This is a genomic window from Curtobacterium sp. ABR8, assembly GCF_057812125.1.
The window spans coordinates 2,917,862-2,944,103 of the sequence record NZ_CM173818.1 but is presented as its reverse complement, the minus strand read 5'-3'; the positions used below and the strand labels follow the sequence as shown (position 1 = coordinate 2,944,103).

Sequence of the window (26,242 nt, the reverse complement as noted above, 5' to 3'; positions counted from 1 at the left end):
CCGAGGGAGACCACCGTGCACGTCGTCATCGTCGGCTCCGGCATCGCCGGGCTGACCGCAGCGATCCGTGCCAGCGCCGTCCACGACGTCACCCTGGTGACGAAGGGCGCGCTCGCCGACAGCGCCACCGCGTACGCCCAGGGCGGCGTCGCGGTGGCACTCGGCGCCGACGACTCGGCGGTACTGCACCAGGCCGACACCCACCTCGCGGCCGCCGGCAGCGCCGATGCCCGCGCCGTCGAGGTGCTCTGCACCGACGGCCCCGCCAGGGTCCGCGACCTGCTCGCTCTCGGCGTGCCGTTCGACCGCTCGACCGACCCGTCGTCCCTCGACCGGTACGGCGACGACCTGGCCCGCGGGCGCGAGGCCGCGCACGGCCGCTGGCGCGTCGTGCACGCCGACGGTGACGCGACCGGTGCGGCGATCGAGCGCACCCTCATCGACGCCCTGCACCGTCGACACGTCACGATCCTCGAGCGCACCTGCCTCACCGACCTGGTCGTCCGGGACGGCGCCGTCGTCGGGGTCGACGTCCTCGACCTGCTCGGTGAACCCCGACGGATCGACGCCGACGCCGTCGTGATCGCCTCCGGGGGAGCGGGACACCTGTACCGCGAGACGACCAACCCGCTGGTCGCGACGGGGGACGGCGTGGCCGCAGCGTGGCGTGCCGGGGCGGTCGTGGCGGACCTGGAGTTCGTCCAGTTCCACCCGACCCGGCTCGCGGTGCCGGACGGCGGGCTCGTCTCCGAGGCCGTCCGCGGCGAGGGGGCCGTCCTCCGCGACGCGCGCGGACGTCGCTTCATGACGGCGGTGCACCCCGACGCCGAGCTCGCCCCGCGGGACGTCGTCGCCCGCGGCATCGCCGCCGCCGTCCGCGACCAGGGCGGCGCGCCCGTGCTCCTCGACGCCACCGGACTCGGCGCGGACTTCCTGACCGGACGCTTCCCCGGCCTCACCCGGGCCACCCGCGCGGCCGGCTTCGACTGGACCCGACAGGGCGTCCCGGTGTCCCCGGCGGCCCACTACTCGATGGGCGGCATCGCCACCGACGCCGAGGGACGCACGAGCCTCCCGGGGCTCCTGGCGATCGGCGAGGCCGCCTGCACCGGGGTCCACGGCGCGAACCGACTGGCCTCGAACTCGCTGCTCGAGGGACTCGTCTTCGCGGTCCGCGCAGCGGACGCGGTCGCCGCACCGCGACCCGGCCTGCTCCGCCTGCGCGGGGACGCCGGTCTCCACGTGACCAGCGTGCCCCGAGCGGCCGACGCGATCCGCGCCTCCCGTCCGACCCTGCCTGGAGGCGCGACCCACCTCGACGACGTCGGTGCCGTCCGGCAGGCGGTCCAGACCGTCATGACGGAGCGCGTCGGTCTGCTGCGTGACGCGACCGGACTGGCGAGCGCCCGGCGCGACCTCGACGCGCTCGCCGCGCCCGCCACCGGCGGCGTGCGCGAGCACGAGGACCGCGCCCTGCTCGACCTGGCGCGGCTGGTCGCGCTCGCCGCCGAGACCCGCACCGAGTCCCGCGGTGCCCACGCCCGTACCGATCACCCCGACACCGATCCCGCAGCCCCGGCCTCGTACGCCTGGGTCGCCGAACCCGTCGCCGTCCCCCAGGAGGTCCCCGCATGACCATCGACCCCGGCACCATCCCGCCGCACGCCCTGCGCCGTGTCATCGAGACCGCGCTCGAGGAGGACGCGCCCTGGGGCGACGTCACCAGCGAGACCCTCATCCCGGCCGAGGCGACCGCGACGGCGACGCTCGCCGCGCGCGAACCCGGCGTGCTGAGCGGCGGGACGGTCTTCGTGGCGGTCATGCACGCGGTCGACCCGTCGATCCGCGCGACCCTGCACGCCGCCGAGGGGTCCGCGTTCGCCGCGGGCGACACGCTCGCCACCGTGACGGGATCGGCCCGTGCCGTCCTCCGTGCCGAGCGGGTCGCGCTCAACCTCGTGCAGCGCATGTCCGGCATCGCCACCGTCACGGCGGCGCACGTCGCCGCTGCCGCGGGTACCACAGCGCGGATCGTCGACACCCGGAAGACCACACCGGGGCTCCGCGCGCTCGAGCGGTACGCCGTGCGCTGCGGCGGCGGGCACAACCACCGCACCTCGTTGTCCGACGCCGTGCTCGCGAAGGACAACCACCTGGCCGTGCTGCTCGCCGGCGGGATCGGCATCGGCGACGCGATCGTCGCAGCGCGGCAGCGCCTCGGGCACACCGTGCACGTCGAGGTCGAGGTGGACCGCATCGACCAGATCGAGCCCGTCGTCGCGGCGGGGGTCGACACGATCATGCTCGACAACTTCACGCCGGACCAGCTCGAGACGGGTGTCGGCATCGTCGCGGGTCGTGCCCTCGTCGAGGCCTCGGGCGGGGTGTCCCTCGACACCGTCGCGGCCATCGCGGCGACCGGGGTCGACGTCATCTCGGTCGGGGCGCTCACGCACTCGGCCCGAGCACTCGACCTCGGGCTCGACATCGCGGTGACAGCCGGGGACTGATCGTGTTCTACCTGGACCGGGCGGCCACCACCCCCGTTCGCCGCGAGGTGCTCGAGGCGATGTGGCCGTACCTGACCGGGGTGTTCGGCAACCCGTCGTCGACACACGGCGTCGGGGACGACGCCGCGCGCGGGCTCGCGGCCGCACGGGCGACCGTCGCGGGCGTGCTCGGCTGCCGGCCGGCCGAGGTCGTCTTCACCACGGGCGGGACGGAGGGCGCGAACACCGCGATCAAGGGGATCGCTCTCGCCGCCCCGCGCGGGCGCCACGTCGTCACGAGTGCGATCGAGCACGAGGCCGTGCTCGAGAGCTGCGCGTACCTGGCGCGGTTCCACGACTTCGAGGTCACGGTCCTCCCGGTCGCGCCGGACGGCCTCGTCGACCCGTCGGTGCTGCGGGCGGCGCTCCGGCCGGACACGACGCTCGTGTCGATCGCGCACGCCGACAACGAGGTCGGCACCGTGCAGGACGTCTCCGCGCTCGCCGCGGTCGCCCACACGGTCGGCGCCCGGTTCCACACCGACGCCGTGCAGTCAGCTCCGTGGCTGCCGGTCGGGCTCGACGTGCTCGGGGTCGACGCGCTGTCACTGTCCGGGCACAAGCTCGGGGCTCCGAAGGGGACCGGGGTGCTCCTGGTCCGCTCGGGGGTCCCCGTCGAACCCCTGCTGCACGGCGGCGGACAGGAGCGGGGCCGACGTTCCGGCACCGAGGACGTCGCCGGGGCGGTGGCGGTCGCGACGGCGCTCGGGCTGGTGTCCTCCGGTGGTGCTGCTGCTGCCTCTGGTGGTGCTGCTGCCTCCGCCACCGCGACGACCGTCCGTGACGCCGTGCTCGACGGGGTGCTCGCCGCCGTCCCCGGGGCGTTCGTGACCGGCTCGCGCGAGCACCGGCTGCCCGGGCACGCGTCGTTCTGCTTCCCCGGGGTCAACGGCGAGACGGTGCTGCTCGAACTGGAGCAGCGCGACGTCGTGTCGTCGTCCGGCAGCGCCTGCGCCGCCGGCAGCACGGAGGCGTCGCACGTGCTCACCGCGCTCGGGATCCCGGACGAGGTCGCTCGGACCGCGCTGCGACTCACCTTCGACGGTTCCCTCGGCGTCGAGGACGTGCCGGTCGTCGTCGGCGCGGTCGCGGACGCCGTGGCGACGGTCCGCGCACTCGGCTGAGGGGTCGCCCCGGGGTGTACTAGACGTTCTACTCCATGAGTGGGGACGTGTCCCCCCTTATGCGGACACGGAATCTGCGCCAGAGTGTCCACATGGCAAACGTGACGATGACCCGGACGCGACAGGACGACCGCTTCCGAGCGGTGCAGCTCCTGCCCGCGCCGGCGACCCTCGTCGCGCTCGCCCTGGCCGCGCAGCACGACCTCGGCACCGCCCCCCTCGGGCTGATCGCCGCCGTCGGAGCCCTCGCGACGGTCGGGAGTGCCCTGCTCCCCATGATCCGACCCGCTGCCGCTCGATCGATGCCCGCACCGATCGAGACGGACCGGTACCGAGAGGACACCGAACACCCTTGAGGTCCGACACCGCCCGGCTCCTCCAGTGACCCGGACGGTGCCCCAGACCGGATGTCGATACCCCTGATCGACATCCGGAGCGGGGCGCGACGTTCCCCCTGTCGTCGCGTCCCGCCGCACACCGCGACCCGCCGTGGGCCGACGTCGACCCCCCTGAACGACGTCAGTTCCCCTGCAGCCCACGGCGGGCTCCCGGTGTCTCCCGCTCCCGCTACCGTCGGGGCATGCCCTCGTACCGCGTGACCCTGGCGATCGGCGCGCTCGCCGTCGGCACCACCCCCGACGCCGTCCTGCCCGCAGCGGCCCGGCTGGTCGCCGAGCACGCGGTGGTCGAGGCCCAGGACGTCCGCCTGCTGCGCGGCGTGCCGTGCGCGGTCGTCCGGTTCGAGTCCGAGGACGACGCCACGGCCGCGGTCGTGCGCGACGCGACCGTGCACGGCCTCCGCGACGTCGTCGAGATCCGGTCCGACGTCGTCACGCGCCGCGACGGTGCGCGGTGGATCCCGGTGGCGTGACGCCCGCCGCGCTGCCCGGTGTGACCGGGCCGTCCGGAGTTCTCGGGCCGTCCGGTGCGCCCGTGCTGTCCGATGTGCCCGGGCTGTCCGGTGTGCCCGGCCAGACGTAGTCCAGGTCGTCGGGTGCGTCCGGGAACAGCTCGCGGTAGTGCTCCGGTGCCTTCTGCACCAGCTTCGAGCGGTGCGACTCGTGCAGGGCCTCGTCGTCGTTCCACGGCGGGATCGGCACCTCGCCACGCTCGTACGCCGCCAGGTCCTCCGGCACCCGCCCGAGGTCCAGCAACGTCTTCTCCAGGCACGTGTCCACGTGCCCGCGCTCGAGCCAGACGCGGCACGTCGCTTCCTGGTACGCCATCAGTGCTGGACGGTACCCGCGCCACATCGCGGTGACCGGGTGGTGCTGCCAGCCGTACCCCGGCAGCGTGAGGGCCCGCATCACCTGCAGGGTCTCGACGCGCTGCTTGCCGAGACGTCGGTCGTCGAGGACCTCGGCAGAGGCCCGGAAGTCGGCGTACGGCAAGAACGTCTGCATGCCGCGGACGGTACCCGCGGGCTCTGGCACCCGACACATGTCGTCACACGCCGACCGCCCCGGTGACAGGCGTGTGAGCATCGACCGCATGAGTGGAGAACTGGTCGTCGGTGTCAGCGGTAGCCCATCGGACCCTTCGCGGACGTCCACCCTGGTCGCCGCCACGGTGGCTCGGCTCGGGCAGGAGATCGAGGGTGCCCGCACCGAGACCGTCGAGATCGGCCCGCTGCTGGCCGACCTCGGTGCCGCGTCGTCGCGCGAGGCGATGTCCGACCGCACCCGGGCGGCACTCGAGACCGTCGAGGCCGCGGACGTGCTCGTCGTCGGCAGCCCGGCGTTCCGTGCCGCCTACTCGGGCGCGTTCAAGCTGTTCTTCGACTGGATCGGACAGTACGACCTCGTCGACACCCCGGTCCTGCTGACCGCCACGGGTGGCAGTGACCGCCACGCCCTGCTCGTCGAGCACCAGATGCGGCCGCTGTTCGGCTTCTTCCAGTCCACGACGCTGCCGATCGGGGTGTTCGGCAACGAGCGCGACTTCACGAAGCGCGAGGGCGGCTACGACATCGGCAACGTCGACCTCGAGCTCCGCATCGACCAGGCCGTGCGCCGGGCGATCCCGATCATCCGCGGCGGCTTCGCCACGGCGGGCCTGACCGACGTGCGGCGCCCCGCCGACTTCTGAGCCGGGGCGCTCGACCGCCAGGTTCCACGACTTGCCGTCCGCGTGACGCCGAGGTTCCACTCCGGGACGGCAGCGGCGCCGAGGTTCCGAGATCTCGGAACCCCGGCGGGTCGAGAACCGCCGGTGCCGTGCCGCGCCGCGGGCGTCAGGCGATCAGCGACGCGACGTGCGCGACCGCCAGGCGGTACCCGTCCGCACCCGCGCCGGCGATGACCGCGGTCGCGGCGGTGGCGACGTGGTCGACGTGGCGGAAGGGCTCACGCTTCCACGTGTTCGACAGGTGCACCTCGACGACCGGGACGGAGAGCGCCTCGACCGCGTCGTGCAGCGCGACCGAGGTGTGGGCGTATGCCGCGGGGTTGATCACCACGGCGGCGAAGTCGTCGAGCGCCTCGTGCAGCCACTCGACGAGCTCGCCCTCGCGGTTCGTCTGGCGGAAGTCGGCGTCCAGCTCGTGCACTGCCGCTTCGGTGTGCACGATCGCCTCGAGCTCGGCGAGCGTCACGGTGCCGTACTGCTCCGGGTCGCGCCGACCGAGGATGTCGAGGTTCGGTCCGTTGAGGACGAGGATGCGCGCCTGGTCGGTCATGGGGCGAGCCTAGCGATCGCGGACCGCGGGGCGCTGTCGGTAGACACATGCCCCGGCTATGTGAACGGTCACAAGTCGGTGTAACGTCTCCGTCCGGGTCGGCGGAGTTGTCGACTGCAACACACTGACGTGGAGATGTTGAATGGTTCTCGCTGCAGCGAACGAAGGGATCCGGCTCGACTTGGGCTGGGTCGACTACCTGATGATCATCGTGTACTTCGCGGTCGTCATCGGGATCGGGTTCACCGCCCGCAAACAGGTCCGGACGAGCATGGACTTCTTCCTGTCCGGGCGCTCGATGCCGGCGTGGATCACGGGCCTGGCCTTCGTGTCCGCGAATCTCGGCGCCACCGAGATCCTCGGGATGGCCGCCAACGGTGCCCAGATCGGCATGGCGACCCTGCACTACTACCTGGTCGGCGCGGTGCCGGCCATGGTGTTCCTCGGCCTCGTGATGATGCCCTTCTACTACGGGTCGAAGGTCCGATCGGTGCCGGAGTTCATGCTCCGCCGCTTCGGCAAGGCCCCCCACCTGGTGAACTCGATCGCGTTCGCCGTGTCGAACGTGCTCATCGCGGGGATCAACCTCTACGCCATGGCCATCGTCATCGAGGCGATGCTCGGCTGGCCGGAGTGGCTGGCCATCGTCGTGTCCGCCGGCTTCGTGCTCGTCTACATCACCCTCGGTGGGCTCTCCAGCGCGATCTACAACGAGGTCATGCAGTTCTTCGTGATCATCGCCGGGCTCATCCCGCTGACGATCGTCGGTCTGCACCGCGTCGGCGGCTGGGACGGCCTCAGCAAGGCGATCACCGAGACCCAGGGCGTGCAGCACCTGCAGGCCTGGGCCGGCACCGGCTTCGGCGACGTGACCAACCCGATCGGCGCCAACTGGCTCGCGATCGTCCTCGGCCTGGGCTTCGTGCTCGGCTTCGGCTACTGGACCACCAACTTCACCGAGGTGCAGCGCGCGTTCTCGGCGAAGAACATGTCCGCAGCGCGCCGGACCCCGCTCATCGCCGCGATCCCGAAGCTGTTCATCCCGGCCATCGTCGTGATCCCCGGTCTCATCGCCGCGGCCGTTGTCGGCAACCAGTTCGCCGACGGCTCACTCACCTACAACGACGCGATCCCGAAGCTCATCCAGATGTACCTGCCGACCGGTGTGCTCGGCGTCGCGGTCACCGGCCTGCTCGCGTCGTTCATGGCCGGCATGGCGGCCAACGTCTCGTCGTTCAACACCGTCTTCACGTACGACATCTGGCAGCGCTACATCAAGCCGAACATGCCGGACGTCCACTACCTGAAGACCGGTCGCTGGGTCACCGTCGTCGGTGTCCTGGTCGGCATCGCGACGGCGTTCATCGCGGCCCAGGCGTCGAACATCATGACCTACATGCAGACGCTGTTCTCCTTCTTCAACGCGCCGCTGTTCGCCGTCTTCATCCTCGGTCTGCTCTGGAAGCGGATGACCACCGCCGGTGCGCTCTGGGGCTACGTCCTCGGCATCGTCACGCCGACGATCACGTGGATCGCGTACCTCGTGAACCCGGACCTGTTCGCCACCGCGACCGCCGAGACCCTCTACGGCGCGATCATCTCGTTCGTCACCGTGCTCGTCGTTGGGTTCGTCGTGTCGATGGTCACGAAGCCGAAGGACGAGAAGGAGCTCGGCGGGCTGGTGTACGGCGTCGGCAAGATCGACCTGCACAGCGACTCCGTGGCGACCGACACCGCCTGGTACCGCTCGCCCGCCCTGCTCGGCACCGTCGCACTGATCCTGTGCGTCGTCCTGTACCTCCCGTTCCTCTAGGCCCGCGAAGACCCGCGAAGGAGATCTCCCATGAGCGACACCAACACCGCCATGACCGAGGAGCAGAAGGCCGCCCTCGTCCGCTCCACCCGCCGACTCGACCTGCGTCGCATCCTCGGTGGCCTGTTCGTCCTGTACGGCGTCATCGTGACCATCGTCGGCATCGTGCACTGGAACACCGACCCCGAGAAGACCGGTGGCATCCACATCAACCTGTGGGTCGGGCTGTCGATGCTCGTCGGCGGGTTGCTCTTCTTCCTCTGGGACCGGCTGAACCCGGTGCCGGCGGAGGACATCATCGGCCAGGCCGAGGCCGAGGAGCACCAGAAGGCGGCCGGCGAAGGCCGCGACCTCGCGTGACCAGCTGAATTGATCGACGGACGGGAGGCGCGGTGCCGGCTGGCACCGCGACTCCCGTCCGTCCCCGTGCCTGTTGACGGCAGTTCGGCGCTGGTCCTAGTATTGATATGTCGACCGGGTGCTCTCGGTCGGAAGTGATCCCCGGATGTCCTGCAGCCAGCGCGGGCCCGGGGATTTGCGCTGTCCGGACCCGTGCCGCGGGGGTTCCGCGCCGTGATCAGGCCACGATCACCGGCGGCGGGATCCGTCCCGCGCCGTCACCGTGCGCCCCGCAGGCGATGTCGGCGAGCGCGAGCAGCGGCTCGTCCGACGGTCGCGCGTGTGCCCAGCGCAGTCGGAGCCCGACGCCTCGGTCGCGGAGTGTCGTGAACATGGAGCGGTCGTCACGATCCCTCGCCGGACCGCGAGACTCCAGCACGAGTGTTCCGACACCGCGCTGCTCGAGTTCCCACACCAGACGTTCCAGGCACCGCCGGCGACGCCGTTCCGCTCGTGCGACCGCGCCGTCGTAGCGGACGACCACCACCTCGACCGCGTGCCGCAGGAGATCGAGCCACGAGATGCGTTGCGCGGGCAGGCCTTCGTACCAGTGCAGCTTCCGCATGCGCCGGGGCGTGCTCCGACGCACGGCGGCTCTCGCATCGTCGGCTCCGGCATCCGCCACGATGACGGCAGCGAGCACGTAGACCGTGTGATCGAGTCCGCCGCCGGGCTCGGACTCGTCGACGTACGCCGTCTGCATCGAACCAGTATATTGCGTACCGGTTGCTTCGCGGATGAAACGGTTGCGCTTCGTCCTCGGGCGCGCCAGGTTGAGCGTGACGAAAGGAACCTCCCCGTGGACACGATGGTCTTCATCAACCTGCCCGTCACCGACCTCGCCCGTTCGAAGGCGTTCTACGAGGCCCTCGGCTACTCGATCAACCCGGTGTTCAGCGACGACACCGCTGCGTGCATCGTGATCAGCGACACGATCTCCGTCATGGTGCTCACCCACGCAAAGTTCGCGGAGTTCACCACGAAGACCATCGCCGACGCCGACACGATCGAGGTCATCAACTCGCTCAGCGCGGACTCAAAGGACGAAGTGCACCGCATCGTCGACGCCGCCGTCGCGGCCGGCGCGAGCGAGGACCGCGCGCCGATGGACCTCGGCTTCATGTTCCAGCGGAGCTTCACCGACCCGGACGGCCACCGGTGGGAGTACGTGTGGATGGACCCGCAGGCCGCCCAGGACGGCCCGCCGGCCGAGTGACCACACGGCAGGCAACGACGGTGTCGGCGGCGCGCGCCAGGATGGTGCCATGAGCTCCGACCCCGCCGCAGCGCCCCACTCCGACCTGGTGATCGGCGACGACGGCCTCGCCCGGCCGGTGTGGGCATCGACGGACGAGCTGCTCCGCGACTACTACGACACCGAGTGGGGCATGCCCGTGCGGGACGAGCGCGGGGTGTTCGAACGGCTGTCGCTCGAGGCGTTCCAGTCCGGCCTGTCCTGGCGCACGATCCTGGCGAAGCGTCCGGCGTTCCGTGCGGCGTTCGCGGACTTCGACCCCGACACCGTCGCGGGCTTCGGCGAGGACGACGTCGCTCGGCTGATGGCCGACGCCGGCATCGTCCGGAACCGGGCGAAGATCCTCGCGACCATCACCAACGCGAACGCGACGGTCGCCCTGCGGCAGGACGGCGGGCTGTCCGACTTCGTCTGGTCGTTCCGCCCGGCGACGACGCCCGAGCCGGAGTCGTACGCCCAGGTCCCGACGACCTCCGACGAGTCCGTCGCACTGTCGAAGGCACTGCGGAAGCGTGGCTTCGCGTTCGTCGGTCCGACCACGATGCACGCCCTGATGGAGGCGCTCGGCATCGTCGACACGCACCTGCTCGGCAGCCACCGGCGCGGGACCTCGGGCGTCTGGAACTGACCAGGACGCCGACCCCACCGTCAGCGACCGCACCGGGCTAGGGTCGCGGCATGAGCACCGACCAGCCGAACCCGCGCGTGCGTCCTGTCCACCCGGTCGACGCCGACGTCGTCGACGTGCCGGCCGACGTGCCCACCCCCGTGCCGGACCCGGACACGGACACTGCCGGGGACTCGGCGACGGAGCCGGACCACGACCCCGCCGAGGTCCGGATCGCCTTCCTGCTCTTCCCGGACCTGACCCAGCTCGACCTCACCGGCCCGGCGCAGGTGCTCTCCCGGGTGCCCGGTGCACGCGTCGAGTACGTGGCGGCGACGCTGGACCCGGTGCCGACCGACTGCGGGTTCGCGCTGGTCCCGACGACGACCATCGCCGACGCGGGTCCGGCGGACGTCCTCGTGGTCCCGGGCGGTGACGGCGCCTTCGACGCGATGCTCGACCCCGAGGTGATCGGGTTCGTCCGGCGCGAGGCGGAGCGTGCCACCTGGGTGACCTCGGTGTGCACGGGTGCGTTCGTGCTGGGTGCCGCTGGGCTCCTCGCCGGCAAGCGTGCGACGACGCACTGGGCGTCGAAGCCCATGCTGGAGGCGTTCGGGGCGCAGCCGGTCGACGACCGCATCGTCGACGACGGCGCGGTGGTCACCGCGGCCGGCGTGAGCGCGGGCATCGACATGGCGCTGTGGCTGGCGGCCGAGCTCGCGGGGCAGCCGGCCGCCGAGGCGATCCAGCTGCAGATCGAGTACGACCCGCAGCCGCCGTTCGACGCGGGCTCCGCGGTACGCGCCGACGCCGTCGTGGTCGCCCGTGCACGGGCTGCGGCCGAGGCAGCGCGCGGCGACCGGGTCACCCGCGCAGCGGCCGCCGTCCTGCTGTGACGACACAGCTGTCGTGACGACACCGCTGCCGTGACGACCCACCCGCCGCGACGAAGCGGCAGCGCGCTCAGACCAGCGGCTTCTGCATCTGCGTCGCGGTGACCTGGTACCCGAGCGCGGCGTACAGCTCCTGCGCCCCCGTGTTGTAGCCGAACACGTTGAGGCCGATGCTCGTCGCGCCGTGCTCCGCCGCAGCCCGGTGGCCGAGTTCGAGGGCACGGCGGGCGTGTCCGCGGCGACGGTGCGGTTCGTCGATCTCGACGTCGAACACCCACCAGTCGGTCCCGCCGGGCGCGAACGGCCCGATCCAGAGGTACCCGACCGCGGTGTCGTCCTGGTCGAGGACTTCCCACACCAGGTGGCCGTCGGCGGGGGATCCGTCCGGGAACCACTGGTCGAGCGACTTCTGCTTGTTCGCCTCGGCCTGCTCGCGGGTCTCGCCCGCCTGCATCCGCGATGCCACGTACTCGGCCATGGTCCGGTCGAGCCAGGCCGGGAGGCGCGTGGCCGGCATCACCCGCAGGCGCGTGTCCGTCATCGGTTGCCCTTGGAACCCCGGCTCGGCTTGCCGCGCATCTTCCCGCGTCCGGGGGTGGGCCCCTTGCCGGTGTTGGACTTCTTGCCGCTGCCGGACTTGCCGCTGCCGGGCGACTTGGCCTTCGCCTTGCCGCCACCGCCACCGCCGGCGCCCGCTCCGCCCTTGCCCGCCGCGCCCTTGCCGGACCCGCCACCTGCCTTGGAGTCGGCGCGCGCCGCACGCAACGCCTCCTCGACGTCGCGATCGGTGCCGGTCGGCTGGTTCCGCGAACTGTTGGCGGTCCGTCCGCGCACCACGCCGATGAACTCCTCGGTGGTCTCGGTGGCGTCCTCGTCGCGCCAGACCAGCGCGATCTGGGTGCCGGGCGCGCCGAAGAGCGGGCGAGCGACGAGGTCCTTGCGGCTCGCCGCGCGGAAGAGCGACTGGGGGAGCACGACGACACCGACGTTCGCCTCGACCAGGTCGAGCGCGGCGGCCACGTCGGCCGGGACGGGGCCGGCGTCGACGACGTGCACCTCGGCGTCGGTGAGGTCCACCTCGGCCAGGTCGGCGAGGGGGGAGTCCTTCGGCATCGCGACCACGGCCGTCTCGGTCCAGAGCGGGATGGCGTTGTGCTGCTCGGAGACGGGCATGCGAGCGAAGACCATGTCGACCTCGCCGGCGAGCGTGTCGTCGACGTCGTCGGACCCGATCGGCCGCAGCCGCAGCTCGATCGAGGGGTGTCGATCCCGCCAGACACGGGCCCACTTGGCCGGGGAGACCCCGGGCACGAATGCGATGGTGAGTGCCGCGGTCATGCAGACGAGCATAGGGGCCGTACTCTAGGGGGCATGGCGCAGGAACAGACCATGAAGCCCGAAACGGCTGCGAAGAAGCTCGGCATCTTGCTGGCGGCCGCTCCGGAGTCCTTCCAGGGCGCTCCCGTCACACGGACCGCCTTCGACGAGCTCCGGACCGAACCCCCGACGTGGCTCGAGGACCTCCGTCGCGACGGCCCGCACCCGCGACCCGTCGTGGCGCAGAAGCTCGGCATCTCCATCTCGGGGCTGACCCGTGCGGGGATCGACGACGCCCTCACCACGGCGGAGATCAAGTCGCTGCTCGAGCAGAAGCCCGAGTGGCTCGTCCGCGAGCGCGAGACGCAGGCCGCCGTGCACGCCGAGAACGCCCGCGTGAAGCAGGAGCGCGCCGCCAAGGCCGCTGCCCGCGCCGAGGACTGACCCGCCCGGCACCACGCCGCCGCACCCGAGGACCCGCACGTGCACGAGACCGTCGCCGACGCCATGCTCGTCGTGCCGCAGTTCGCGTCGGTGTGCTGCATCGTCGGTGACCGCTACCGCCCGCGCCCCGGCGTGATCGTGCCGGCCGCGGTGATGCTCGTCGCGATGCTCATGCCCGTGGTGCACGCGGGTGCGGTGTGGACGCTGTTCGCGGCGACGCTCCTGCTGCTGCTCGCACCCCTGCCCGTGATGCGACGCCGCCGCGCGGACGGCCGCCGCGCCGAGCCGATGGACGTGCACCGTGCGCTGTCCGCGGTCGTGATGGCCGGCATGCTCCTGATGGGCCATGCGACCGGTGTCGCCGACGGCCACGCCGGCCACGGCATCGCGCTGTCCGCGGTGCTCGGCGCCGGGGTGATCGGCTACTGCGCCTTCAGCGGGTGGCTGCTGCGGCACGAGTGGGCGCAGGAGGACCGTCGTGCGGTCCGGAGCGGCGAGGTCTTCGCGATGACGGTCGCCGTCGTCGGCATGACCCTCGCGATGTAGCGCCGTCGGAGCTCAGCCGGCCGTGGTCGTCGCGTCGCCCGTGTGCGTGACGCGGTCCTTCGCAGCGCGGATGGTGTCCTTCGGCACCGGCGGCACACCCCGTCGGATGCCACGGAGCCCGACCACGAACAGGATCGCGGTGACGACGGCGAACACGACGAAGGTGGTCCCGATCGCGGCCCAGACCGGCAGTGCCAGGGCGAGGAGCGCCACCACGAGGCCGGCCAGCAGCACGAGGGTGGTCAGCGCGAAGGCCACCGCGGCGCCCGTGAGCACCAGCCCGGTCTTCGCCCCGTTCGCCCGCTCGCTGATCTCGCGCCGAGCCGAGGCGACCTCGTCGCGGACGGCGCGGAGCACGGGTTCCAGGGCCTTCTGCACCAGGCCGGCGGTGACCGTGTCGCGGAAGGACGGCTTGCTGCTGGCCGTGGTGTCGTCGTGGTCCGTGGTGCTCATGGGTCTCCTGTCCGGGCGCGGTGATCGCGTCCACCTGCTGTGACGCGTCCGGTCCGATGATCGTCACGTTCGTGGCGGCGTGCTCGGTCGCTTCCCAGCTTGTGGAGCCGCAGGTGGCGGTGGGCGCGACCGCCGGGAGGCCCGCCCCGCGTCGACGACGCAGGACGGGCCTCCCGGGTGGTCGGGCCGAGTGCCCTACTCGGCGATCTCCTCGAGGTCGTCGATGCCACGTGCCGCCGCCGCTGCGCGGCGCGCGCGCATCGACGGGGCCGCGAGCGCGGCGAGGACGGCGAGGACGGCGACGCCGGTGCACGCCCAGAACCCGATGGTGAAGGCGTCGTCGGTCGGCAGGCCCTGCGGGGTGCTGTGCGAGGTGATGAGCGCCGCGATGACGGCGGTGCCGACGCTCGAGCCGATCGTGCGGACGACGGTGTTGGCGCTGATCGCCTCGCCGGTCTGGTTCGCGGGCACGCTCTCGATGATGGCGTTCGAGCACGCGGCGAGGGCCAGGCCGATGCCGATCCCGGTCAGGATGCCGGAGACGACGACCTGCCAGAGCTCGCCGTGCGCGATCGCGGGCAGCAGGAACGCGGCGACGATGGCGATCCCGCCCAGCAGCATGGGCGGCTTCGGGCCAACCTTGCGGACGAGGATGCCGGCGATCGGTCCGGCGACGATCATCATCAGGACGGTCGGCAGCAGGAAGAGCCCGGCCTGGGTGACGTCCTTGCCGAAGCCGTAGCCGAGCGCGCTCGGCAGCTGCAGCAGGGTCGGCACGAGGACGAAAGTGCCGAACATCGCGAAGCCGAAGACGAGCGCGACGACGTGGGCCGTCCAGACGCCGCGGACGGCGAACAGGCGGACGTCGATGAGCGGTTCGGCGACGCGGAGCTCGACCAGGACGAACACCACCAGTGCGACGGCGCCGAGGACCAGCAGACCGATGGTCTTGCCGTCGCCCCAGCCCCAGGTCTCGCCCTCGCTGACCGCCAGCAGGATCGACACGAGCGAGACGGCGAGGACGAAGGTGCCGACCATGTCGAGGCGGCCGGGCTTGCGGACCGGCGACTCCGGCATGCCGAAGACCGCGCCGAGCAGGGCGATGACGACGAGCACGGCGGGCAGCCAGAACAGCCAGTGCCACGACAGGTGCTCGACGATCGGTCCGGCGGCGACGATGCCGACACCGGCGCCGATGCCGAAGATCGCGGAGAGCAGACCGATCGTGACGCTGACCTTCTCCTTGGGCAGCTCGTCACGGACGATGCCGATCGACAGCGGCATCACCGCACCGGCGGCGCCCTGCAGTGCACGGCCGACGATGAGGACGCCGAGGTTCGGTGCCAGCGCGGCGAGCACGGCGCCGACGAGCAGGATCGAGAGCACGACGATCAGGACCTTGCGCTTGCCGATCATGTCGCCGAGGCGACCGAGGATCGGCGTGAGCACCGAGGCGGACAGCAGGTAGGCGGTGAGCACCCAGCTCGTCGCGCTCGTCGAGGCGCCGAGGTCCCGTCCGATGGTCGACAGCGCCGGGGCGACGAGCGACTGCAGGACCGCGAACGACAGACCGCCGAGGGACAGGTAGACGATGATCGCCGTGCTGTTCGGCCGGTGCCCGGCGGTGGTGGGGTGCGAGCCCGTGCGGGGGCTCTGCATGGTGTCGGTCATCGTGCTCCGTGTCTGGGTGATGTAAACAACTGCTGACTTGATGAGGGTACGCAGTTCTCGCACGATGTCAACACTTGCTTACATCCCGGTCCGGGCCGCTACGCTTCGACCATGAGCAAGGACGCCGCCGCCACCCGACTGCTGCTCGTGCGGGCGGCGCGACACCGGTTCGCGTTCGACGGGTACAAGGCGACGACGGTGCGGGACATCGCCTCGGACGCGGGGGTCAACGTCGCGCTGATCAACCGCTACTTCGGGTCGAAGGAGGGGCTGTTCCGTGCCTGTCTCGACCGGGTGGTGCAGGACCTCGGGGTCGAGCAGCCCGTCGAGCGGGGCCTCGAGCGCGCGCTGGCCGGCCTGGTGTCGCACGTCGTCCGCGCGCCGACCGACGACGACTCCCTCCAGCTCATGCTGCTGCTCCGGTCCTCCGGTGACGACGGCGCCGACGCCATCCGCCGCGAGACCCTGCGCCGGTACGCCGAGCGGCTCGCCACGGCCGTCGGCGGCGAGGTCACCGAGGAGATGCTCGTCCGGGCCGAGATCGCGCTGTCGGTGGTGCTCGGGATGACGATGCTCCGGCGCTCCACCGCGGTGGAGCCGCTCGCGTCGGCGGACGACGACCTCGTGGCCCGGGCGCTCGACGACGCGCTCCGCGCCCTGCTCGCACCATCGCGGTAGCGTCGAGCCGTGTCCGACCGACCCGCTCGCCGTCCCGACCCCGCTCCGCGCCTCGACGAGGTCGACGAGCGCATCCTCTGGACGCTCGCCGGCGATGCCCGGATCCCGAACAACCGACTCGCGGCCGCCGTGGGCATCGCGCCGTCGACGTGCCTGACCCGGGTCCGGGCGCTCGAGGACGCCGGGGTGATCCGCGGCTACCGGGCCGAGGTCGACATCGCCCGCCTGGGGTTCTCGATCGAGGCGATGGTCTCGGTCCGGGTCCACGCAGCGGCCCGCCACGAACTCCGCGACTTCGCGAAGCGACTGCTCCGCGTGCCCGTCGTGCAGGACGTCTCGTTCCTGGCCGGTGACAAGGACTTCCTGGTGCACATCGCGTGCGAGTCGACCGAGCAGCTCCGGGACTTCGTCGCCGACGAGCTCAGCGGGGACCCCTCCGTGGCGACGACGCAGACGAACATCGTGTTCGAGCGGCTCGTCGCCGACCGGTCCACGCAGGGTCGCTCGTTCGACGAGCTCCGACGCTGGCGCGCCTGACGCGAGTTCCCCCGCCGGTGCGCCTGAGGGGCTCCGTCAGCGCTGCCGGGTCATCGGGACGTGCGGGATCCGGTCCTCGAGGTACTCGTCCCCGGAGCGGACGAACCCGAAGCGGGCGTACCACTGCTCGAGGTGCGACTGGGCGCCGAGGGCGATGCTCGGCGAGCGGGACTCGGCGATCGCGGCCTCGATCAGCTGTCCGGCGAGTCCCTGCCCGCGGGCGTGCGCCGCGGTGACGACCCGGCCGATGCGCTCGGTGCCGTCGGGTTCGCGCAGGAGTCGGAGTGTGGCGTCCACCGAGCCCTGGCCCGCCCAGAACTGCACGGTGCCGGGCTCGAGGTCACGCCCGTCGATGTCCCCGTAGGCGGCCCCCTGCTCGACGACGAAGACGTCCTGCCGGAGCCGGAGGATCTCGTGCAGCGTGACGATGTCCAGGTTGCGGGTCGGAGCGTTGAAGATCGAGACCACGGACGGCCTTTCCTGAGAATTTCTTCCAGAACAGGGTGCGTTCCGGATCGGACCGGCGTACATTGCCGGTCAACCACTCTACGTGCGCAGCCGAGTTCAGGAGGTGAGCGCATGGACACGACATCGCGCGCTCCCTGGCTCACGGTGCTCCGGATCGCCCTGCTGGGCGTCGTGACCCTCGCTGCCCTCGTGCTGCTGTCCCTGGCGTTCGGAGCCCGTCCCGCCTCGGCTGCCGACGCGGCGTCCGCGCAGCCCGCCCAGACGCAGCAGCGCGGGCTCGTCACCGGTGTGGTCGACGGCCTCGGCGAGACCGTGCACGACGTGTCCGGCGGTGTCGGACGGGTCGTCGGCGGCGTCGTGGACCCCGTCCGCACGGCGGTCGCGCCCGCGCCCGCGCCGAAGCCCGTACCTGCTGCACCGGCCCCTGCCCCGGCCGCCCCGGCGCACGCCCCGGTGGTCCCGGTGCCCACTGCCGCCGCTCCGGCGCCCGCTGCTCCGGCCCCCGCGGCCTCGAACCCCGTGACCCCGACCCCTGCCGCTCCGACGACCGCGCCCGCACCCGCGGTGCCGGCCACGACCGCCCCCGCGGCCGAGCCGGCCACGCACCCGGTACAGGGCGTCGTCGAGCAGGTGGGCACCGCCTCCCGGCCCGTCACCGACACCGTCGCGACGGCGCTGCGTCCCGTGACCGGGACCGTGCAGACGGTCACCGGAGCACGGCCGGTGACCACCGTCGTCGACACGGTCGACCACGTGGTCGGCGGCGTCCCGGTCGTCGGCGCGGTCGTCGGTGACGACACCCTCGGCACGGTCACCGGGCCGGTGACCGGGCTGGTGGACGACACGCTCGGCGGTGTCGGGACGACCGTCGGGCAGGTCCCTGACGTCGGGGCGGGCGTCGTCCCGTCGGTCGGTGCCGTCCTGCCAGGAGGCACGGATCCCGTCGTCGACGTCCCCGCACCTCCGGTCGTCACCGGCCCCACCCCGTCCGGCGCGCCCGGTACGGCGGTCCCGTCCGCGCGTCCGCCGCAGGCCGCCGCGCCGGCGACGACTCCGTCCATGACCACGGTCCCGACGACCGACGATCCCGCCGCTCCCGGAACGAGCGCCGAGCGCCGTCCCGGTGCGGCCGTGCCGTCCGCGCTCGTGACCGGGCCGCTCGTCGTGCCCGTCGCCGTCGGCGGCGTGCAGGACGCGACCCTCGGCGGCACCGCCCTGGTCCTGCCCGAGCCGGGCGACGGCCACTCCTCGCCGTCCGACGGCCCTCGCGGCGCGGGTGTCCTCGGTGGCAGTGCCACCTCGACCTCCGGTGGCGCAGCAGCCGTCGGCATCGTCGGCTCGACCGACGACATCGTCTCCCTCGCCGCGGGGTCTCGCGGCACGCTCGTCGACGACGCGGTCCCCGCATCGGTCGTCGGCGAGCACGACGTCGCCCCTGACTGAGATCGGTGCGCCTGTCCGGCACGGCAGGCACGCACACACACCGACCGCGACCGCGGTCGGTCAACGATCTCGATCAGGGAGTACGACCATGAACAAGTACGTCTCGAGAGGGCTCTGGTTCGCCCTCTTCGTCGGCGGCCTCACGCTCGGAGGGACGGCTGCGGCGAACGCGGCCACGACCTCCGGAGCGGACGGCGCCGTGTCCGGAACCCAGGTGGTTCCCTCGGTGGACGCTCCGGTGTCCCTCACCGGCAACGCCCTCGGGGTGCTCGGCGACGCGGTGTCGTCGGTGACCTCTCCCGCTGCCGCTCCTGCAGCCCCGGCTCCTGCTCCGGCGTCCGCGCCGACGACCTCGGGAGCCGACGGCACGGCCTCCGGCACCCAGGCGGCGCCGGCCGTGACCGCGCCGGTCTCCGTCGGCGGCAACGCGGTCGCCGTCGGGGGCGACGCAGTGTCGGCCCCGGCCCCGGCCCCGGCCCCGGCCCCGGCTGCTCCGGCTGCTCCGGCTGCGGCCGCTGCTCCGACCACGTCCGGTTCCGACGGCACCGGTTCGGGGACGCAGGTCGCCGGCGACGTGACCGTCCCCGTCACCGTCGGTGGCAACGCGGTCGCCGTCGGCGGTGACGCGGTGTCGACCACGACGCCGGCCGCCCCGGCTGCACCCACCCCGGCCACCCCGGCCGAACCCGCCGCTCCGGCACCGGTGACCTCGGGCGAGGACGGCACGGGTTCGGGGACCCAGGTCGCCCCGGTCGTGTCGGTCCCGGTGACGGTGTCCGGCAACGGCATCGGCGTCCTCGGGGACGGCACCGCTGCGGCGTCCGGCCCGGCGACGGCCCCGGCCCCCGCCGCTCCGGCCACGACCGCACCGAGCACGTCGGGCGACGACGGGCTGCTCTCGGGTACCCAGGTCGGCGGACTGGTCGACGTGCCGGTCACGATCGGTGGCAACGGCATCGGACTCCTCGGTGACGGCACCTCGACGGGGACGACGCCCGCCGGCGGCACCGGCACGACCGCCGGTTCGGCTCCGGCTGCCGGTGGCACGACGGACGGTTCCGACGGCACCGCCTCGGGCACCCAGGTGTCCCCGGTGGTCACGGTCCCGATCACGGTGTCGGGGAACGGCATCGGTGTGGTCGGCGACGGCACCAGCGCCGGCGCGACGGCCCCGACGGGCACCACCCCGGGCAGCACGACCCCGTCGACCGGGGCGACGACCTCCGGTGACGGTGGCGTGCTCTCCGGCACCCAGGTGGTCCCGGTGATCAGCCTGCCGATCACGATCGGCGGGAACGGCATCGGTGTCGTCGGCGACGGCACCGCCACCACCCCCGTCACCGGCACCACGCCGGGTGACGGGACGGACCCGGGCACGGACCCCGGTACGAACCCCGGTGACGGTACGGACCCGGGCACGGACCCCGGTACGAACCCCGGTGACGGGACGGACCCGGGCACGGACCCCGGTGACGGGACGGACGTCGGCGACGGCACCGCGCCCGGAACCGTGACCACCCCGGCTGGTGCCACCGGCACGGACGGGCCGACCCGGGCCTCCACGGCGGGTGTGGTGACCACCACGGTCGCCGCGACCACCGGGCTCCCGGCCGTCGCACGCACGGTGGCCGACACGGTCGCCGCCGGTGACGGCGCGACCGAGCTCGCCTACACGGGAGCGACCTCGCCGGTCGTCCCCGTCGGGTCCGCGCTCCTGCTGCTGCTCGCCGGGGCCGGCACGCTCGTGCTCCGTCGTCGGCACTCCCGAGTCGGCACCGACGTGCAGCGCTGACAGCAGGTGACCGAGGGGCGTCGCACCGCCGACGCCCCTCGTCACCGTGCCCGGAGTTGTCCGAACGGCCGGCCGGCACCACCATGAGGGGGTGCGCTCCGCCCTCGTCCGGCATCCGGTGACGGCCGCGATCACGTTCCTCGTGGTCGCGACCGCGGTCTTCGGCATCGTCGTCCGGGTCCTGCACGGCGCCGACCCGGCCTCGTACGGGCCCTTCCGGATCTTCGCGGCGTCCACGGGCGCGGTCGCGTTGCTCACCACGATCGCCGGCGTCGTCGTCCTCGTCGGGGCCGCCGAACGGCTGATGGGGTCGTGGCGGACCGCCCTGGCGTTCGTCGTCACCACCGTCGTCGGCACCGCGGCCGGCGCGCTCACCGCGTTCGTCGACGCCGACGGTCGCGACCTCGCCGGCCTGCTGCTCGGACGGGCGACGGCCTTCGACCCCTGGACCGCGATCGTCGGCACGATCGTCACCGCGAGCGCGTTCGCCGGACCGCTCTGGCGACGGCGCATCCGGGTGAACGCGCTCGCCGTCGTGGCCGCGCTCCTGCTCTACGCCGGACACGCCTCCGACCTGTACGCGGTGCTCGCCGCCGGGGCGGGATGGGTGCTCGGCGAGCTGCTCCGCCGCACCCCGAAGCGTGGCGGGTGGGTGCGCAGCTCGCACCGCGAGACCCGGGTGCTGCTCGGGACGGTCGTGCTGGTCTCGGCGATCGGTCCCGTGGTGGCGCTCGTCTCCCGCGCACGGGTCGGACTGCTCGCCCCGATCGCCGCGGTGCTCGGCACCGGTCCGGTGACGCCCGTGAGCGGCTGTGGCACGGAGGGGGCCTCGGCGGAGTGCCTCCGCGCGCTGCTGGCGTACCGGGCGACGGACCCGTGGACCCTGCTGCTCGCCGTCGCGCCCCTGCTCGTCCTGGTCGTCGGCGGCCTCGGGCTCTTCCGGGGCAGCCGGTTCGCCGTCTGGCTCGTGGTGGCGGTCGACCTGGTGACGGCGGTGGCGGCCGCGGTCACCTACGGGGTGCTGCCCGCGCGGGCCGGTGGGCTGCAGGGCACCGCCGACGAGTTCGTCACGGCGCTGTCGGTCGGTGCGTCGATCGTGGTGCCGCTCGCGACCGCGGCCGTCCTCGTGCTCCGGCGCCGGTCGTTCACGGTGCTGCCCTCGCGTCGGCGTGTGGTCGCCTTCGCGGTGACCGTGGTCGCGGCGGTCGCCGTCGTGGTCGGCACGGTCGCGGTGTTCGCGGCGTCGGCACCGCAGCGCGTCGAGGACCCGCTCCGGCTCGCCGTGGCAGCGCTCGGCCCGCTGTCGCCGTCGGCCGCCTGGGAGCGACTGCCGTCGCTCGGCACCGCGCTCCGCATCGTGGTCGGGCTCGCCGGACCGGTGCTCTGGTTCGTCGTCGCGCTCGCCGCGGTCCGACCGACCGGCGCGGTGGAACCGGACACCGACGCGGACGGCTCCCGCAGCGACCGGGAGCGGGCCCGGGCGCTCGTGACCGCCGGCGGGGGCGACACGTTCGGGTGGATGACGACCTGGCGCGGCAACGCGTACTGGTTCGCCGCCGACGGGCGCGCCGGGGTGGCGTTCCGACGCAGCGGTGGCGTGGCCGTCACCGTCGGTGGTCCGTTCGGCTACCCGGACGCCCGCGACGCCGCGATGACGGACTTCGCCCGGTACTGCGACGACAACGGGTGGACGACCGTCTACTACGGCGTCGACGCCCGGAACGCCGAGCTGCTGACGACGCTGGGGTGGTCGACGCTGCCGGTGGCCGAGGACGCCGACCTCGACCCGCGCACCTGGACGACCACGGGCAAGCGCAAGCAGGACGTCCGCACGGCCGTGAACCGGGCTCGTCGCGAGGGCATCACCGCCACGTGGTCGTCATGGCAGGACCTGCCGCCGTCGACAGCGCGGCAGATCGAGGCGATCTCGGAGGAGTGGGTGTCGGAGCGCGAGCTCCCCGAGATGGGCTTCACACTCGGCGGGGTGGACGAGATGCGTGACCCCGCCGTCCGGACGCTCGTCGCGCAGGACGCCACCGGGCGGGTGCTCGCCGTGACGAGCTGGTTGCCGAGTCACCGCGAGGGCCGGGTCGTCGGGTGGACGCTCGACGTGATGCGCCGGACCGAGGCCGCGCCGAACGGCGTGATGGAGTTCCTCGTCGCGAGCGCCGCCGAACGGATGCGGGACGACGGTGTCGAACGGCTCAGCCTGTCGGCGGCGCCGCTCGCACAGGCGGGCGAGGCCGCCGCCCCGAACGACGGGGTGCAGAGCCTGCTCGAGCTCGTCGGGGGAGTCCTCGAACCGGTCTACGGCTTCCGGTCGCTGCTGCGGTTCAAGCAGAAGTTCGGACCCGACCTGCACCCGCTCGTCCTCGCCTACCCCGACCCGGTCGCGCTGCCGTCGATCGGACTCGCGGTCGTCCGGGCGTACCTGCCGGACCTGTCGCTGCGGCAGGCGGTCGCGCTCGCGCGCGGACGCGGCTGACCGCGCGTTACACGGTGCGTCCCGGCTCGACGCGTCCGTCACCGGTCTGGGGTATCGTTCCGACTACGCAAGCGCTCCGGGGTCGGTGCAATTCCGAACCGGTGGTGACAGTCCACGAACTGATGACGGGTGCGAACCCGCCAGAGGTTGACTCGGTGAAACTCCGGGACCGACGGTGAGAGTCCGGATGGGAGGCGCGCTGGCGGACGAGACGACCCACCCTGCGTGGGGCGGCCCGTCCGTCGATGCCGACGATCGTCGAACACCCCCGGAGTCCCGTTGAGAGGACACCAGTGTTCACCGGCATCATCGAGGAACTCGGCACCGTCACCGCCGTCGAGCAGCACGGCGACTCCGTCGCGCTCACCGTGCGCGGGCCGATCGTGGTCGCGGACGCGAGCCACGGCGACTCCATCGCCACCAGCGGCGTGTGCCTGACCGTCGTCGAGCAGACCCCCGACTCCTTCACCGCGTTCGTCATGAAGCAGACCCTCGACATGAGCGCGCACGGAGCGCTGCGGGTGGGCGACCGCCTGAACCTCGAACGTGCGGCGTCGGTCGGCGACCGGCTCGGCGGCCACATCGTGCAGGGCCACATCGACGGCACCGCCACCGTGCTGGAGACCTCGGACGGCGACGGCTGGCGCCGGGTGCGGTTCTCGCTCGCGCCGGCGCTCAGCCCGCTCGTCGTCGACAAGGGATCCATCGCACTCGACGGCGTCTCGCTCACCGTCAGTGCCGTCTCGCCGGAGGACACCGCGCCCGACGCCGCCTGGTTCGAGGTCAGCCTGATCCCCGAGACGCTCGAGGCCACGACGCTCGGCCTGCGCGTGCCGGGGGACCGGGTGAACGTCGAGACCGACGTGCTGGCACGGCACGTGCGCCGGATGCTGCGGCTCGACGCCGCGGTCGGCACGCTCGAGACCGTCGGGTCGGAGGCCCGGTGATGGTCGCGTCCGTGCCGCAGACGCTCGGCCTGGCGAGCGTCGAGGCCGCGATCGCGTCGGTGGCGGCCGGTCGCCCGGTCATCGTGGTCGACGACGAGGACCGCGAGAACGAGGGCGACGTCATCCTGTCCGCCGAACTCGCGACGCCCGAGTGGATCGCCTGGACCGTGGCGCACTCGTCCGGGTTCATCTGCGCGCCCGTCAGCACCGGGATCGCCGACGCCCTCGACCTGCCGCCGATGGTCCAGCACAACGAGGACGTCCGCGGCACCGCGTACACCGTCACCGTCGACGCCGCCGTCGGGGTCACCACCGGCATCAGTGCCCACGACCGTGCGCGCACGCTGCGGGTGCTCGCCGACCCGACGTCCGTGCGCGACGACCTGCACCGTCCCGGTCACGTCGTCCCCCTGCGTGCGAGGCCGGGCGGGGTCCGCGAACGTGCGGGGCACACCGAAGCAGCGATCGAGCTCGTCACGGCTGCCGGGCTGCGGCCCGCCGCGGCGATCTGCGAGATCGTCGACGAGGACGGCGGCATGATGCGGCTGCCGGCGCTCGTCGCACTCGGGGCGCGCGAGGGCGTGCCCGTCATCACCATCGCCGCGCTCGTCGAGTGGCTGGACGCGGCAGACCGGACGGCGGCAGCAGCTGCCCCGTCCACGGAAGGGACAGCACGATGAGCGGAGCAGGCGCGGCGGACCGCGACCACGTCGACGGCACCGGGATCCGGGTGGCCATCGTCGCCGGGCAGTGGCACGACACGATCGCGGCGGGTCTCCTCGCCGGGGCGCAGCGCGAGGTCGAACGACTCGGCGCCACCGCGTCGGTGTTCCCGGTCCCGGGGAGCTTCGAGCTGCCCGTCGTCGCGAAGACCGCCCTCGAGGCCGGGTTCGACGCCGCGGTCGCGCTCGGCGTGATCATCCGGGGTGGCACCCCGCACTTCGAGTACGTGTCCGACGCCGCCACGAGCGGGCTCACCCGCGTGGCGATCGACACCGGCAAGCCCGTGGGCTTCGGTGTGCTGACGCTGGACGACGAGCAGCAGGGCATCGACCGGGCCGGGCTGCCCGGGTCGAAGGAGGACAAGGGCGCCGAGGCCGTCCACGCCGCGGTCGCGACCGCGGTCACGCTGCGCTCGCTGCGCGTCCTCGCGTAGCGGCGCAGCGCTCGCGAAACCAGGTTCCGGACACAACACCACGCTGATCCGCGGTGCTGTGTCCGGAACCTGGTTCCCCACACGGCGCCGGAACGCAGAACGGCCCCGCACCTCGAGAGGTGCGGGGCCGTTCGACGTGAGCGGAGTGGTTACCGCTTGCCGAACACGTGGATCGGCAGGAAGAAGGAGAGGGTCATCAGGATCAGTCCGCCCATGAAGACGAACGCCTGACCCGAGTCGACCTGGAACGCGAACCCGAACAGGTACATCGACACCAGCAGCAGCAGGATCGAGAAAACAGCGGCGATGACGCGGCCCACGGGATACCTCCGGGTGTCGACGAGTGGAACGTCGCCAAGTCTATCCCCAGGAACGGGGATGGTCGTTCACGCGCCGGGCTTCGTCGCGATCAGACGGTCCACGACGGCGAGCAGTGCCTCCATGTCGACGGTGCTGCGCTTCGGGCGACCGTCGCTCGCCGCCCCCAGTGAGGCCTGGTGGTACAGGCCGTCGCCGAGGAGCTTGACGGCCTGGGCGGTCGGTTCGTCGCGGAGCGCGTCGACGAGGGTCGCGAGCCAGGCGTTCTCGGTGTCGTCGAGGGTGCGACCCGCTTCTTCGTAGCCGGCCTGCTGCAGGCGGCTCGCGGCGAGGAGCGCGAGGTCGAGCTCGCTGCCGACGAACAGGCAGTTGCGGACGAAGTAGCGGGCGGCGCCGTCCTCGGCCTCGGCCATGCGCTCGACGTCGATGGCGGACAGGTCGGACAGTCGCTCGCACAGCCCCTCGACCAGGGCCGCCTTGGAGCCGAAGTGGTACAGCAACCCGCCCTTGGAGACACCGGCGCGCGCGGCGACGGCGTCGAGCGTCGCGGGACGTTCGCCGTCCTCGCACACGATGGCGACGAAGCTGTCGAGGACGCGGTCGCGGGCACTGGCCATGCGCACGAGTCTAGGAGGAGTTGCGCGCGCAGCGGGCACCACTCGTCAGCGTC

Annotated in this window: 31 protein-coding genes and 1 riboswitch; of the genes, 21 read left to right on the top strand and 10 right to left on the bottom strand. The window is 72.7% G+C overall.

Features of this window, described 5'->3' with window-relative positions; all coding sequences use genetic code 11:
- The first annotated feature begins 15 nt into the window (after positions 1–15).
- From nadB to ACXKZB_RS13940, 5 genes are all read left to right on the top strand, one after another.
- On the top strand, positions 16–1,635 hold the full coding sequence (nadB, locus tag ACXKZB_RS13960; protein WP_488823506.1) for an L-aspartate oxidase: 1,620 nt from the start codon (positions 16–18) through the stop codon (positions 1,633–1,635).
- Positions 1,632–2,510: a carboxylating nicotinate-nucleotide diphosphorylase gene (nadC, locus tag ACXKZB_RS13955; RefSeq protein WP_340196499.1), complete on the top strand. Its 879-nt coding sequence runs from the start codon at positions 1,632–1,634 to the stop codon at positions 2,508–2,510. Before nadB ends, nadC begins: the two co-directional genes overlap by 4 nt.
- 2 nt (positions 2,511–2,512) lie before the next feature.
- Positions 2,513–3,673 carry a cysteine desulfurase family protein gene (locus ACXKZB_RS13950; RefSeq protein WP_488823505.1) on the top strand — a complete coding sequence of 387 codons (1,161 nt, stop codon included), beginning with the start codon at positions 2,513–2,515 and terminating at the stop codon, positions 3,671–3,673.
- 92 nt (positions 3,674–3,765) lie between these two features.
- Positions 3,766–4,029, top strand: a complete 264-nt coding sequence (locus tag ACXKZB_RS13945) for a hypothetical protein (RefSeq protein ID WP_222658202.1) — start codon at positions 3,766–3,768, stop codon at positions 4,027–4,029.
- Positions 4,030–4,253: 224 nt separating this feature from the next.
- Positions 4,254–4,544 carry a hypothetical protein gene (locus ACXKZB_RS13940; RefSeq protein WP_488823504.1) on the top strand — a complete coding sequence of 97 codons (291 nt, stop codon included), beginning with the start codon at positions 4,254–4,256 and terminating at the stop codon, positions 4,542–4,544.
- Here the strand turns inward: ACXKZB_RS13940 and ACXKZB_RS13935 are convergent.
- Positions 4,504–5,076: an MSMEG_6728 family protein gene (locus ACXKZB_RS13935; RefSeq protein WP_488823503.1), complete on the bottom strand. Its 573-nt coding sequence runs from the start codon at positions 5,074–5,076 to the stop codon at positions 4,504–4,506. The genes ACXKZB_RS13940 and ACXKZB_RS13935 overlap by 41 nt on opposite strands.
- Positions 5,077–5,164: 88 nt before the next feature.
- Between ACXKZB_RS13935 and ACXKZB_RS13930 the strand changes: the two genes are divergently transcribed.
- On the top strand, positions 5,165–5,761 hold the full coding sequence (locus tag ACXKZB_RS13930; RefSeq protein ID WP_263091315.1) for an NAD(P)H-dependent oxidoreductase: 597 nt from the start codon (positions 5,165–5,167) through the stop codon (positions 5,759–5,761).
- Positions 5,762–5,906: 145 nt separating this feature from the next.
- Here ACXKZB_RS13930 and aroQ read toward each other — a convergent pair whose 3' ends face one another.
- Positions 5,907–6,350 (bottom strand): type II 3-dehydroquinate dehydratase, encoded by a 444-nt coding sequence (gene aroQ, locus ACXKZB_RS13925; RefSeq protein WP_123313893.1) that lies wholly within the window; start codon positions 6,348–6,350, stop codon positions 5,907–5,909.
- A 142-nt stretch (positions 6,351–6,492) separates the two neighbouring features.
- Here aroQ and ACXKZB_RS13920 point away from each other — a divergent pair, with 142 nt between their 5' ends.
- Positions 6,493–8,163, top strand: coding sequence for a sodium:solute symporter family protein (locus ACXKZB_RS13920; protein ID WP_488823502.1), 1,671 nt, complete (start codon positions 6,493–6,495; stop codon positions 8,161–8,163).
- A gap of 30 nt (positions 8,164–8,193) precedes the next feature.
- Positions 8,194–8,523: a hypothetical protein gene (locus ACXKZB_RS13915; protein ID WP_222658199.1), complete on the top strand. Its 330-nt coding sequence runs from the start codon at positions 8,194–8,196 to the stop codon at positions 8,521–8,523.
- A 217-nt stretch (positions 8,524–8,740) separates the two neighbouring features.
- On the opposite strand, the gene ACXKZB_RS13910 is transcribed toward ACXKZB_RS13915, so the two are convergent.
- The gene (locus ACXKZB_RS13910) at positions 8,741–9,265 is read right to left on the bottom strand and encodes a DUF3800 domain-containing protein (RefSeq protein WP_488823501.1); all 525 of its coding nucleotides are present in this window, start codon (positions 9,263–9,265) and stop codon (positions 8,741–8,743) included.
- Positions 9,266–9,370: 105 nt separating this feature from the next.
- On the opposite strand from ACXKZB_RS13910, the gene ACXKZB_RS13905 reads away from it, so the two are divergent.
- The 3 genes from ACXKZB_RS13905 to ACXKZB_RS13895 are packed head-to-tail and all read left to right on the top strand — an operon-like array spanning position 9,371 to position 11,320.
- Positions 9,371–9,778 carry a VOC family protein gene (locus ACXKZB_RS13905; protein ID WP_488825905.1) on the top strand — a complete coding sequence of 136 codons (408 nt, stop codon included), beginning with the start codon at positions 9,371–9,373 and terminating at the stop codon, positions 9,776–9,778.
- Between the two features lie 49 nt (positions 9,779–9,827).
- Positions 9,828–10,445: a DNA-3-methyladenine glycosylase I gene (locus tag ACXKZB_RS13900; protein ID WP_488823500.1), complete on the top strand. Its 618-nt coding sequence runs from the start codon at positions 9,828–9,830 to the stop codon at positions 10,443–10,445.
- Positions 10,446–10,495: 50 nt separating this feature from the next.
- Positions 10,496–11,320 carry a DJ-1/PfpI family protein gene (locus ACXKZB_RS13895; RefSeq protein ID WP_488823499.1) on the top strand — a complete coding sequence of 275 codons (825 nt, stop codon included), beginning with the start codon at positions 10,496–10,498 and terminating at the stop codon, positions 11,318–11,320.
- 67 nt (positions 11,321–11,387) lie between these two features.
- Here the strand turns inward: ACXKZB_RS13895 and ACXKZB_RS13890 are convergent, their stop codons facing one another.
- The gene (locus ACXKZB_RS13890) at positions 11,388–11,858 is read right to left on the bottom strand and encodes a GNAT family N-acetyltransferase (protein WP_488823498.1); all 471 of its coding nucleotides are present in this window, start codon (positions 11,856–11,858) and stop codon (positions 11,388–11,390) included.
- Complete coding sequence (locus tag ACXKZB_RS13885; protein WP_488823497.1) at positions 11,855–12,655, bottom strand: LysR family transcriptional regulator substrate-binding protein; 801 nt, start codon at positions 12,653–12,655, stop codon at positions 11,855–11,857. Before ACXKZB_RS13885 ends, ACXKZB_RS13890 begins: the two co-directional genes overlap by 4 nt.
- Before the next feature lie 33 nt (positions 12,656–12,688).
- Between ACXKZB_RS13885 and ACXKZB_RS13880 the strand changes: the two genes are divergently transcribed.
- Positions 12,689–13,078, top strand: coding sequence for a DUF5997 family protein (locus ACXKZB_RS13880; RefSeq protein WP_123313886.1), 390 nt, complete (start codon positions 12,689–12,691; stop codon positions 13,076–13,078).
- 39 nt (positions 13,079–13,117) lie between these two features.
- Positions 13,118–13,624, top strand: a complete 507-nt coding sequence (locus ACXKZB_RS13875) for a hypothetical protein (RefSeq protein ID WP_205462821.1) — start codon at positions 13,118–13,120, stop codon at positions 13,622–13,624.
- Between the two features lie 12 nt (positions 13,625–13,636).
- Here the strand turns inward: ACXKZB_RS13875 and ACXKZB_RS13870 are convergent, their stop codons facing one another.
- A complete protein-coding gene (locus tag ACXKZB_RS13870) occupies positions 13,637–14,077 on the bottom strand; it encodes a phage holin family protein (RefSeq protein ID WP_488823496.1) in 441 nt (146 codons plus the stop codon).
- Positions 14,078–14,272: 195 nt separating this feature from the next.
- A complete protein-coding gene (locus ACXKZB_RS13865) occupies positions 14,273–15,748 on the bottom strand; it encodes an MFS transporter (RefSeq protein WP_488823495.1) in 1,476 nt (491 codons plus the stop codon).
- 111 nt (positions 15,749–15,859) lie between these two features.
- Here ACXKZB_RS13865 and ACXKZB_RS13860 point away from each other — a divergent pair, with 111 nt between their 5' ends.
- Entirely contained in the window at positions 15,860–16,426 is a 567-nt protein-coding gene (locus tag ACXKZB_RS13860) for a TetR/AcrR family transcriptional regulator (protein WP_123313882.1), read from the top strand.
- A 9-nt stretch (positions 16,427–16,435) separates the two neighbouring features.
- Positions 16,436–16,963, top strand: coding sequence for an Lrp/AsnC family transcriptional regulator (locus ACXKZB_RS13855; protein WP_123292064.1), 528 nt, complete (start codon positions 16,436–16,438; stop codon positions 16,961–16,963).
- A gap of 36 nt (positions 16,964–16,999) precedes the next feature.
- Here ACXKZB_RS13855 and ACXKZB_RS13850 read toward each other — a convergent pair whose 3' ends face one another.
- Entirely contained in the window at positions 17,000–17,431 is a 432-nt protein-coding gene (locus ACXKZB_RS13850; protein WP_340196515.1) for a GNAT family N-acetyltransferase, read from the bottom strand.
- Between the two features lie 111 nt (positions 17,432–17,542).
- On the opposite strand from ACXKZB_RS13850, the gene ACXKZB_RS13845 reads away from it, so the two are divergent.
- From ACXKZB_RS13845 to ribH, 6 genes are all read left to right on the top strand, one after another.
- The gene (locus ACXKZB_RS13845; protein ID WP_488823494.1) at positions 17,543–18,874 is read left to right on the top strand and encodes a hypothetical protein; all 1,332 of its coding nucleotides are present in this window, start codon (positions 17,543–17,545) and stop codon (positions 18,872–18,874) included.
- 88 nt (positions 18,875–18,962) lie between these two features.
- Positions 18,963–20,666: an LAVTG motif-containing sortase-dependent surface protein gene (locus tag ACXKZB_RS13840; protein ID WP_488823493.1), complete on the top strand. Its 1,704-nt coding sequence runs from the start codon at positions 18,963–18,965 to the stop codon at positions 20,664–20,666.
- Positions 20,667–20,757: 91 nt separating this feature from the next.
- A complete protein-coding gene (locus ACXKZB_RS13835; protein ID WP_488823492.1) occupies positions 20,758–23,151 on the top strand; it encodes a bifunctional lysylphosphatidylglycerol flippase/synthetase MprF in 2,394 nt (797 codons plus the stop codon).
- Between the two features lie 68 nt (positions 23,152–23,219).
- A riboswitch (FMN riboswitch) is annotated at positions 23,220–23,354 on the top strand.
- A 90-nt stretch (positions 23,355–23,444) separates the two neighbouring features.
- Positions 23,445–24,098 carry a riboflavin synthase gene (locus ACXKZB_RS13830; protein WP_488823491.1) on the top strand — a complete coding sequence of 218 codons (654 nt, stop codon included), beginning with the start codon at positions 23,445–23,447 and terminating at the stop codon, positions 24,096–24,098.
- 11 nt (positions 24,099–24,109) lie between these two features.
- On the top strand, positions 24,110–24,778 hold the full coding sequence (gene ribB / locus ACXKZB_RS13825) for a 3,4-dihydroxy-2-butanone-4-phosphate synthase (RefSeq protein WP_340197588.1): 669 nt from the start codon (positions 24,110–24,112) through the stop codon (positions 24,776–24,778).
- On the top strand, positions 24,775–25,254 hold the full coding sequence (ribH, locus tag ACXKZB_RS13820) for a 6,7-dimethyl-8-ribityllumazine synthase (protein WP_123292070.1): 480 nt from the start codon (positions 24,775–24,777) through the stop codon (positions 25,252–25,254). The genes ribB and ribH overlap by 4 nt, the downstream gene beginning before the upstream one ends.
- A 149-nt stretch (positions 25,255–25,403) precedes the next feature.
- Here the strand turns inward: ribH and ACXKZB_RS13815 are convergent, their stop codons facing one another.
- Both ACXKZB_RS13815 and ACXKZB_RS13810 read right to left on the bottom strand, forming a co-directional pair.
- Entirely contained in the window at positions 25,404–25,574 is a 171-nt protein-coding gene (locus tag ACXKZB_RS13815) for a hypothetical protein (protein WP_185021456.1), read from the bottom strand.
- 66 nt (positions 25,575–25,640) lie between these two features.
- Entirely contained in the window at positions 25,641–26,189 is a 549-nt protein-coding gene (locus ACXKZB_RS13810; protein ID WP_488823490.1) for a TetR/AcrR family transcriptional regulator, read from the bottom strand.
- Positions 26,190–26,242: the final 53 nt, after the last annotated feature.

What these genes read in the sequence shown, in the direction of transcription:
- ACXKZB_RS13845 (WP_488823494.1), top strand. Translation starts at nt 17,543, where the DNA reads ATGGACACGACATCGCGCGCTCCCTGGCTCACGGTGCTCCGGATCGCC.
- ACXKZB_RS13880 (WP_123313886.1), top strand. Translation starts at nt 12,689, where the DNA reads ATGGCGCAGGAACAGACCATGAAGCCCGAAACGGCTGCGAAGAAGCTC.
- aroQ (WP_123313893.1), bottom strand. Translation starts at nt 6,350, where the DNA reads ATGACCGACCAGGCGCGCATCCTCGTCCTCAACGGACCGAACCTCGAC.
- ACXKZB_RS13890 (WP_488823498.1), bottom strand. Translation starts at nt 11,858, where the DNA reads ATGACGGACACGCGCCTGCGGGTGATGCCGGCCACGCGCCTCCCGGCC.
- ACXKZB_RS13810 (WP_488823490.1), bottom strand. Translation starts at nt 26,189, where the DNA reads ATGGCCAGTGCCCGCGACCGCGTCCTCGACAGCTTCGTCGCCATCGTG.
- ACXKZB_RS13840 (WP_488823493.1), top strand. Translation starts at nt 18,963, where the DNA reads ATGAACAAGTACGTCTCGAGAGGGCTCTGGTTCGCCCTCTTCGTCGGC.
- ACXKZB_RS13905 (WP_488825905.1), top strand. Translation starts at nt 9,371, where the DNA reads ATGGTCTTCATCAACCTGCCCGTCACCGACCTCGCCCGTTCGAAGGCG.
- ACXKZB_RS13940 (WP_488823504.1), top strand. Translation starts at nt 4,254, where the DNA reads ATGCCCTCGTACCGCGTGACCCTGGCGATCGGCGCGCTCGCCGTCGGC.
- ACXKZB_RS13930 (WP_263091315.1), top strand. Translation starts at nt 5,165, where the DNA reads ATGAGTGGAGAACTGGTCGTCGGTGTCAGCGGTAGCCCATCGGACCCT.
- ACXKZB_RS13945 (WP_222658202.1), top strand. Translation starts at nt 3,766, where the DNA reads ATGGCAAACGTGACGATGACCCGGACGCGACAGGACGACCGCTTCCGA.
- ACXKZB_RS13885 (WP_488823497.1), bottom strand. Translation starts at nt 12,655, where the DNA reads ATGACCGCGGCACTCACCATCGCATTCGTGCCCGGGGTCTCCCCGGCC.
- ribH (WP_123292070.1), top strand. Translation starts at nt 24,775, where the DNA reads ATGAGCGGAGCAGGCGCGGCGGACCGCGACCACGTCGACGGCACCGGG.
- ACXKZB_RS13870 (WP_488823496.1), bottom strand. Translation starts at nt 14,077, where the DNA reads ATGAGCACCACGGACCACGACGACACCACGGCCAGCAGCAAGCCGTCC.
- ACXKZB_RS13920 (WP_488823502.1), top strand. Translation starts at nt 6,493, where the DNA reads ATGGTTCTCGCTGCAGCGAACGAAGGGATCCGGCTCGACTTGGGCTGG.
- nadC (WP_340196499.1), top strand. Translation starts at nt 1,632, where the DNA reads ATGACCATCGACCCCGGCACCATCCCGCCGCACGCCCTGCGCCGTGTC.
- ACXKZB_RS13910 (WP_488823501.1), bottom strand. Translation starts at nt 9,265, where the DNA reads ATGCAGACGGCGTACGTCGACGAGTCCGAGCCCGGCGGCGGACTCGAT.
- ACXKZB_RS13895 (WP_488823499.1), top strand. Translation starts at nt 10,496, where the DNA reads ATGAGCACCGACCAGCCGAACCCGCGCGTGCGTCCTGTCCACCCGGTC.
- ACXKZB_RS13915 (WP_222658199.1), top strand. Translation starts at nt 8,194, where the DNA reads ATGAGCGACACCAACACCGCCATGACCGAGGAGCAGAAGGCCGCCCTC.
- ACXKZB_RS13860 (WP_123313882.1), top strand. Translation starts at nt 15,860, where the DNA reads ATGAGCAAGGACGCCGCCGCCACCCGACTGCTGCTCGTGCGGGCGGCG.
- ACXKZB_RS13935 (WP_488823503.1), bottom strand. Translation starts at nt 5,076, where the DNA reads ATGCAGACGTTCTTGCCGTACGCCGACTTCCGGGCCTCTGCCGAGGTC.
- ACXKZB_RS13865 (WP_488823495.1), bottom strand. Translation starts at nt 15,748, where the DNA reads ATGACCGACACCATGCAGAGCCCCCGCACGGGCTCGCACCCCACCACC.
- ACXKZB_RS13900 (WP_488823500.1), top strand. Translation starts at nt 9,828, where the DNA reads ATGAGCTCCGACCCCGCCGCAGCGCCCCACTCCGACCTGGTGATCGGC.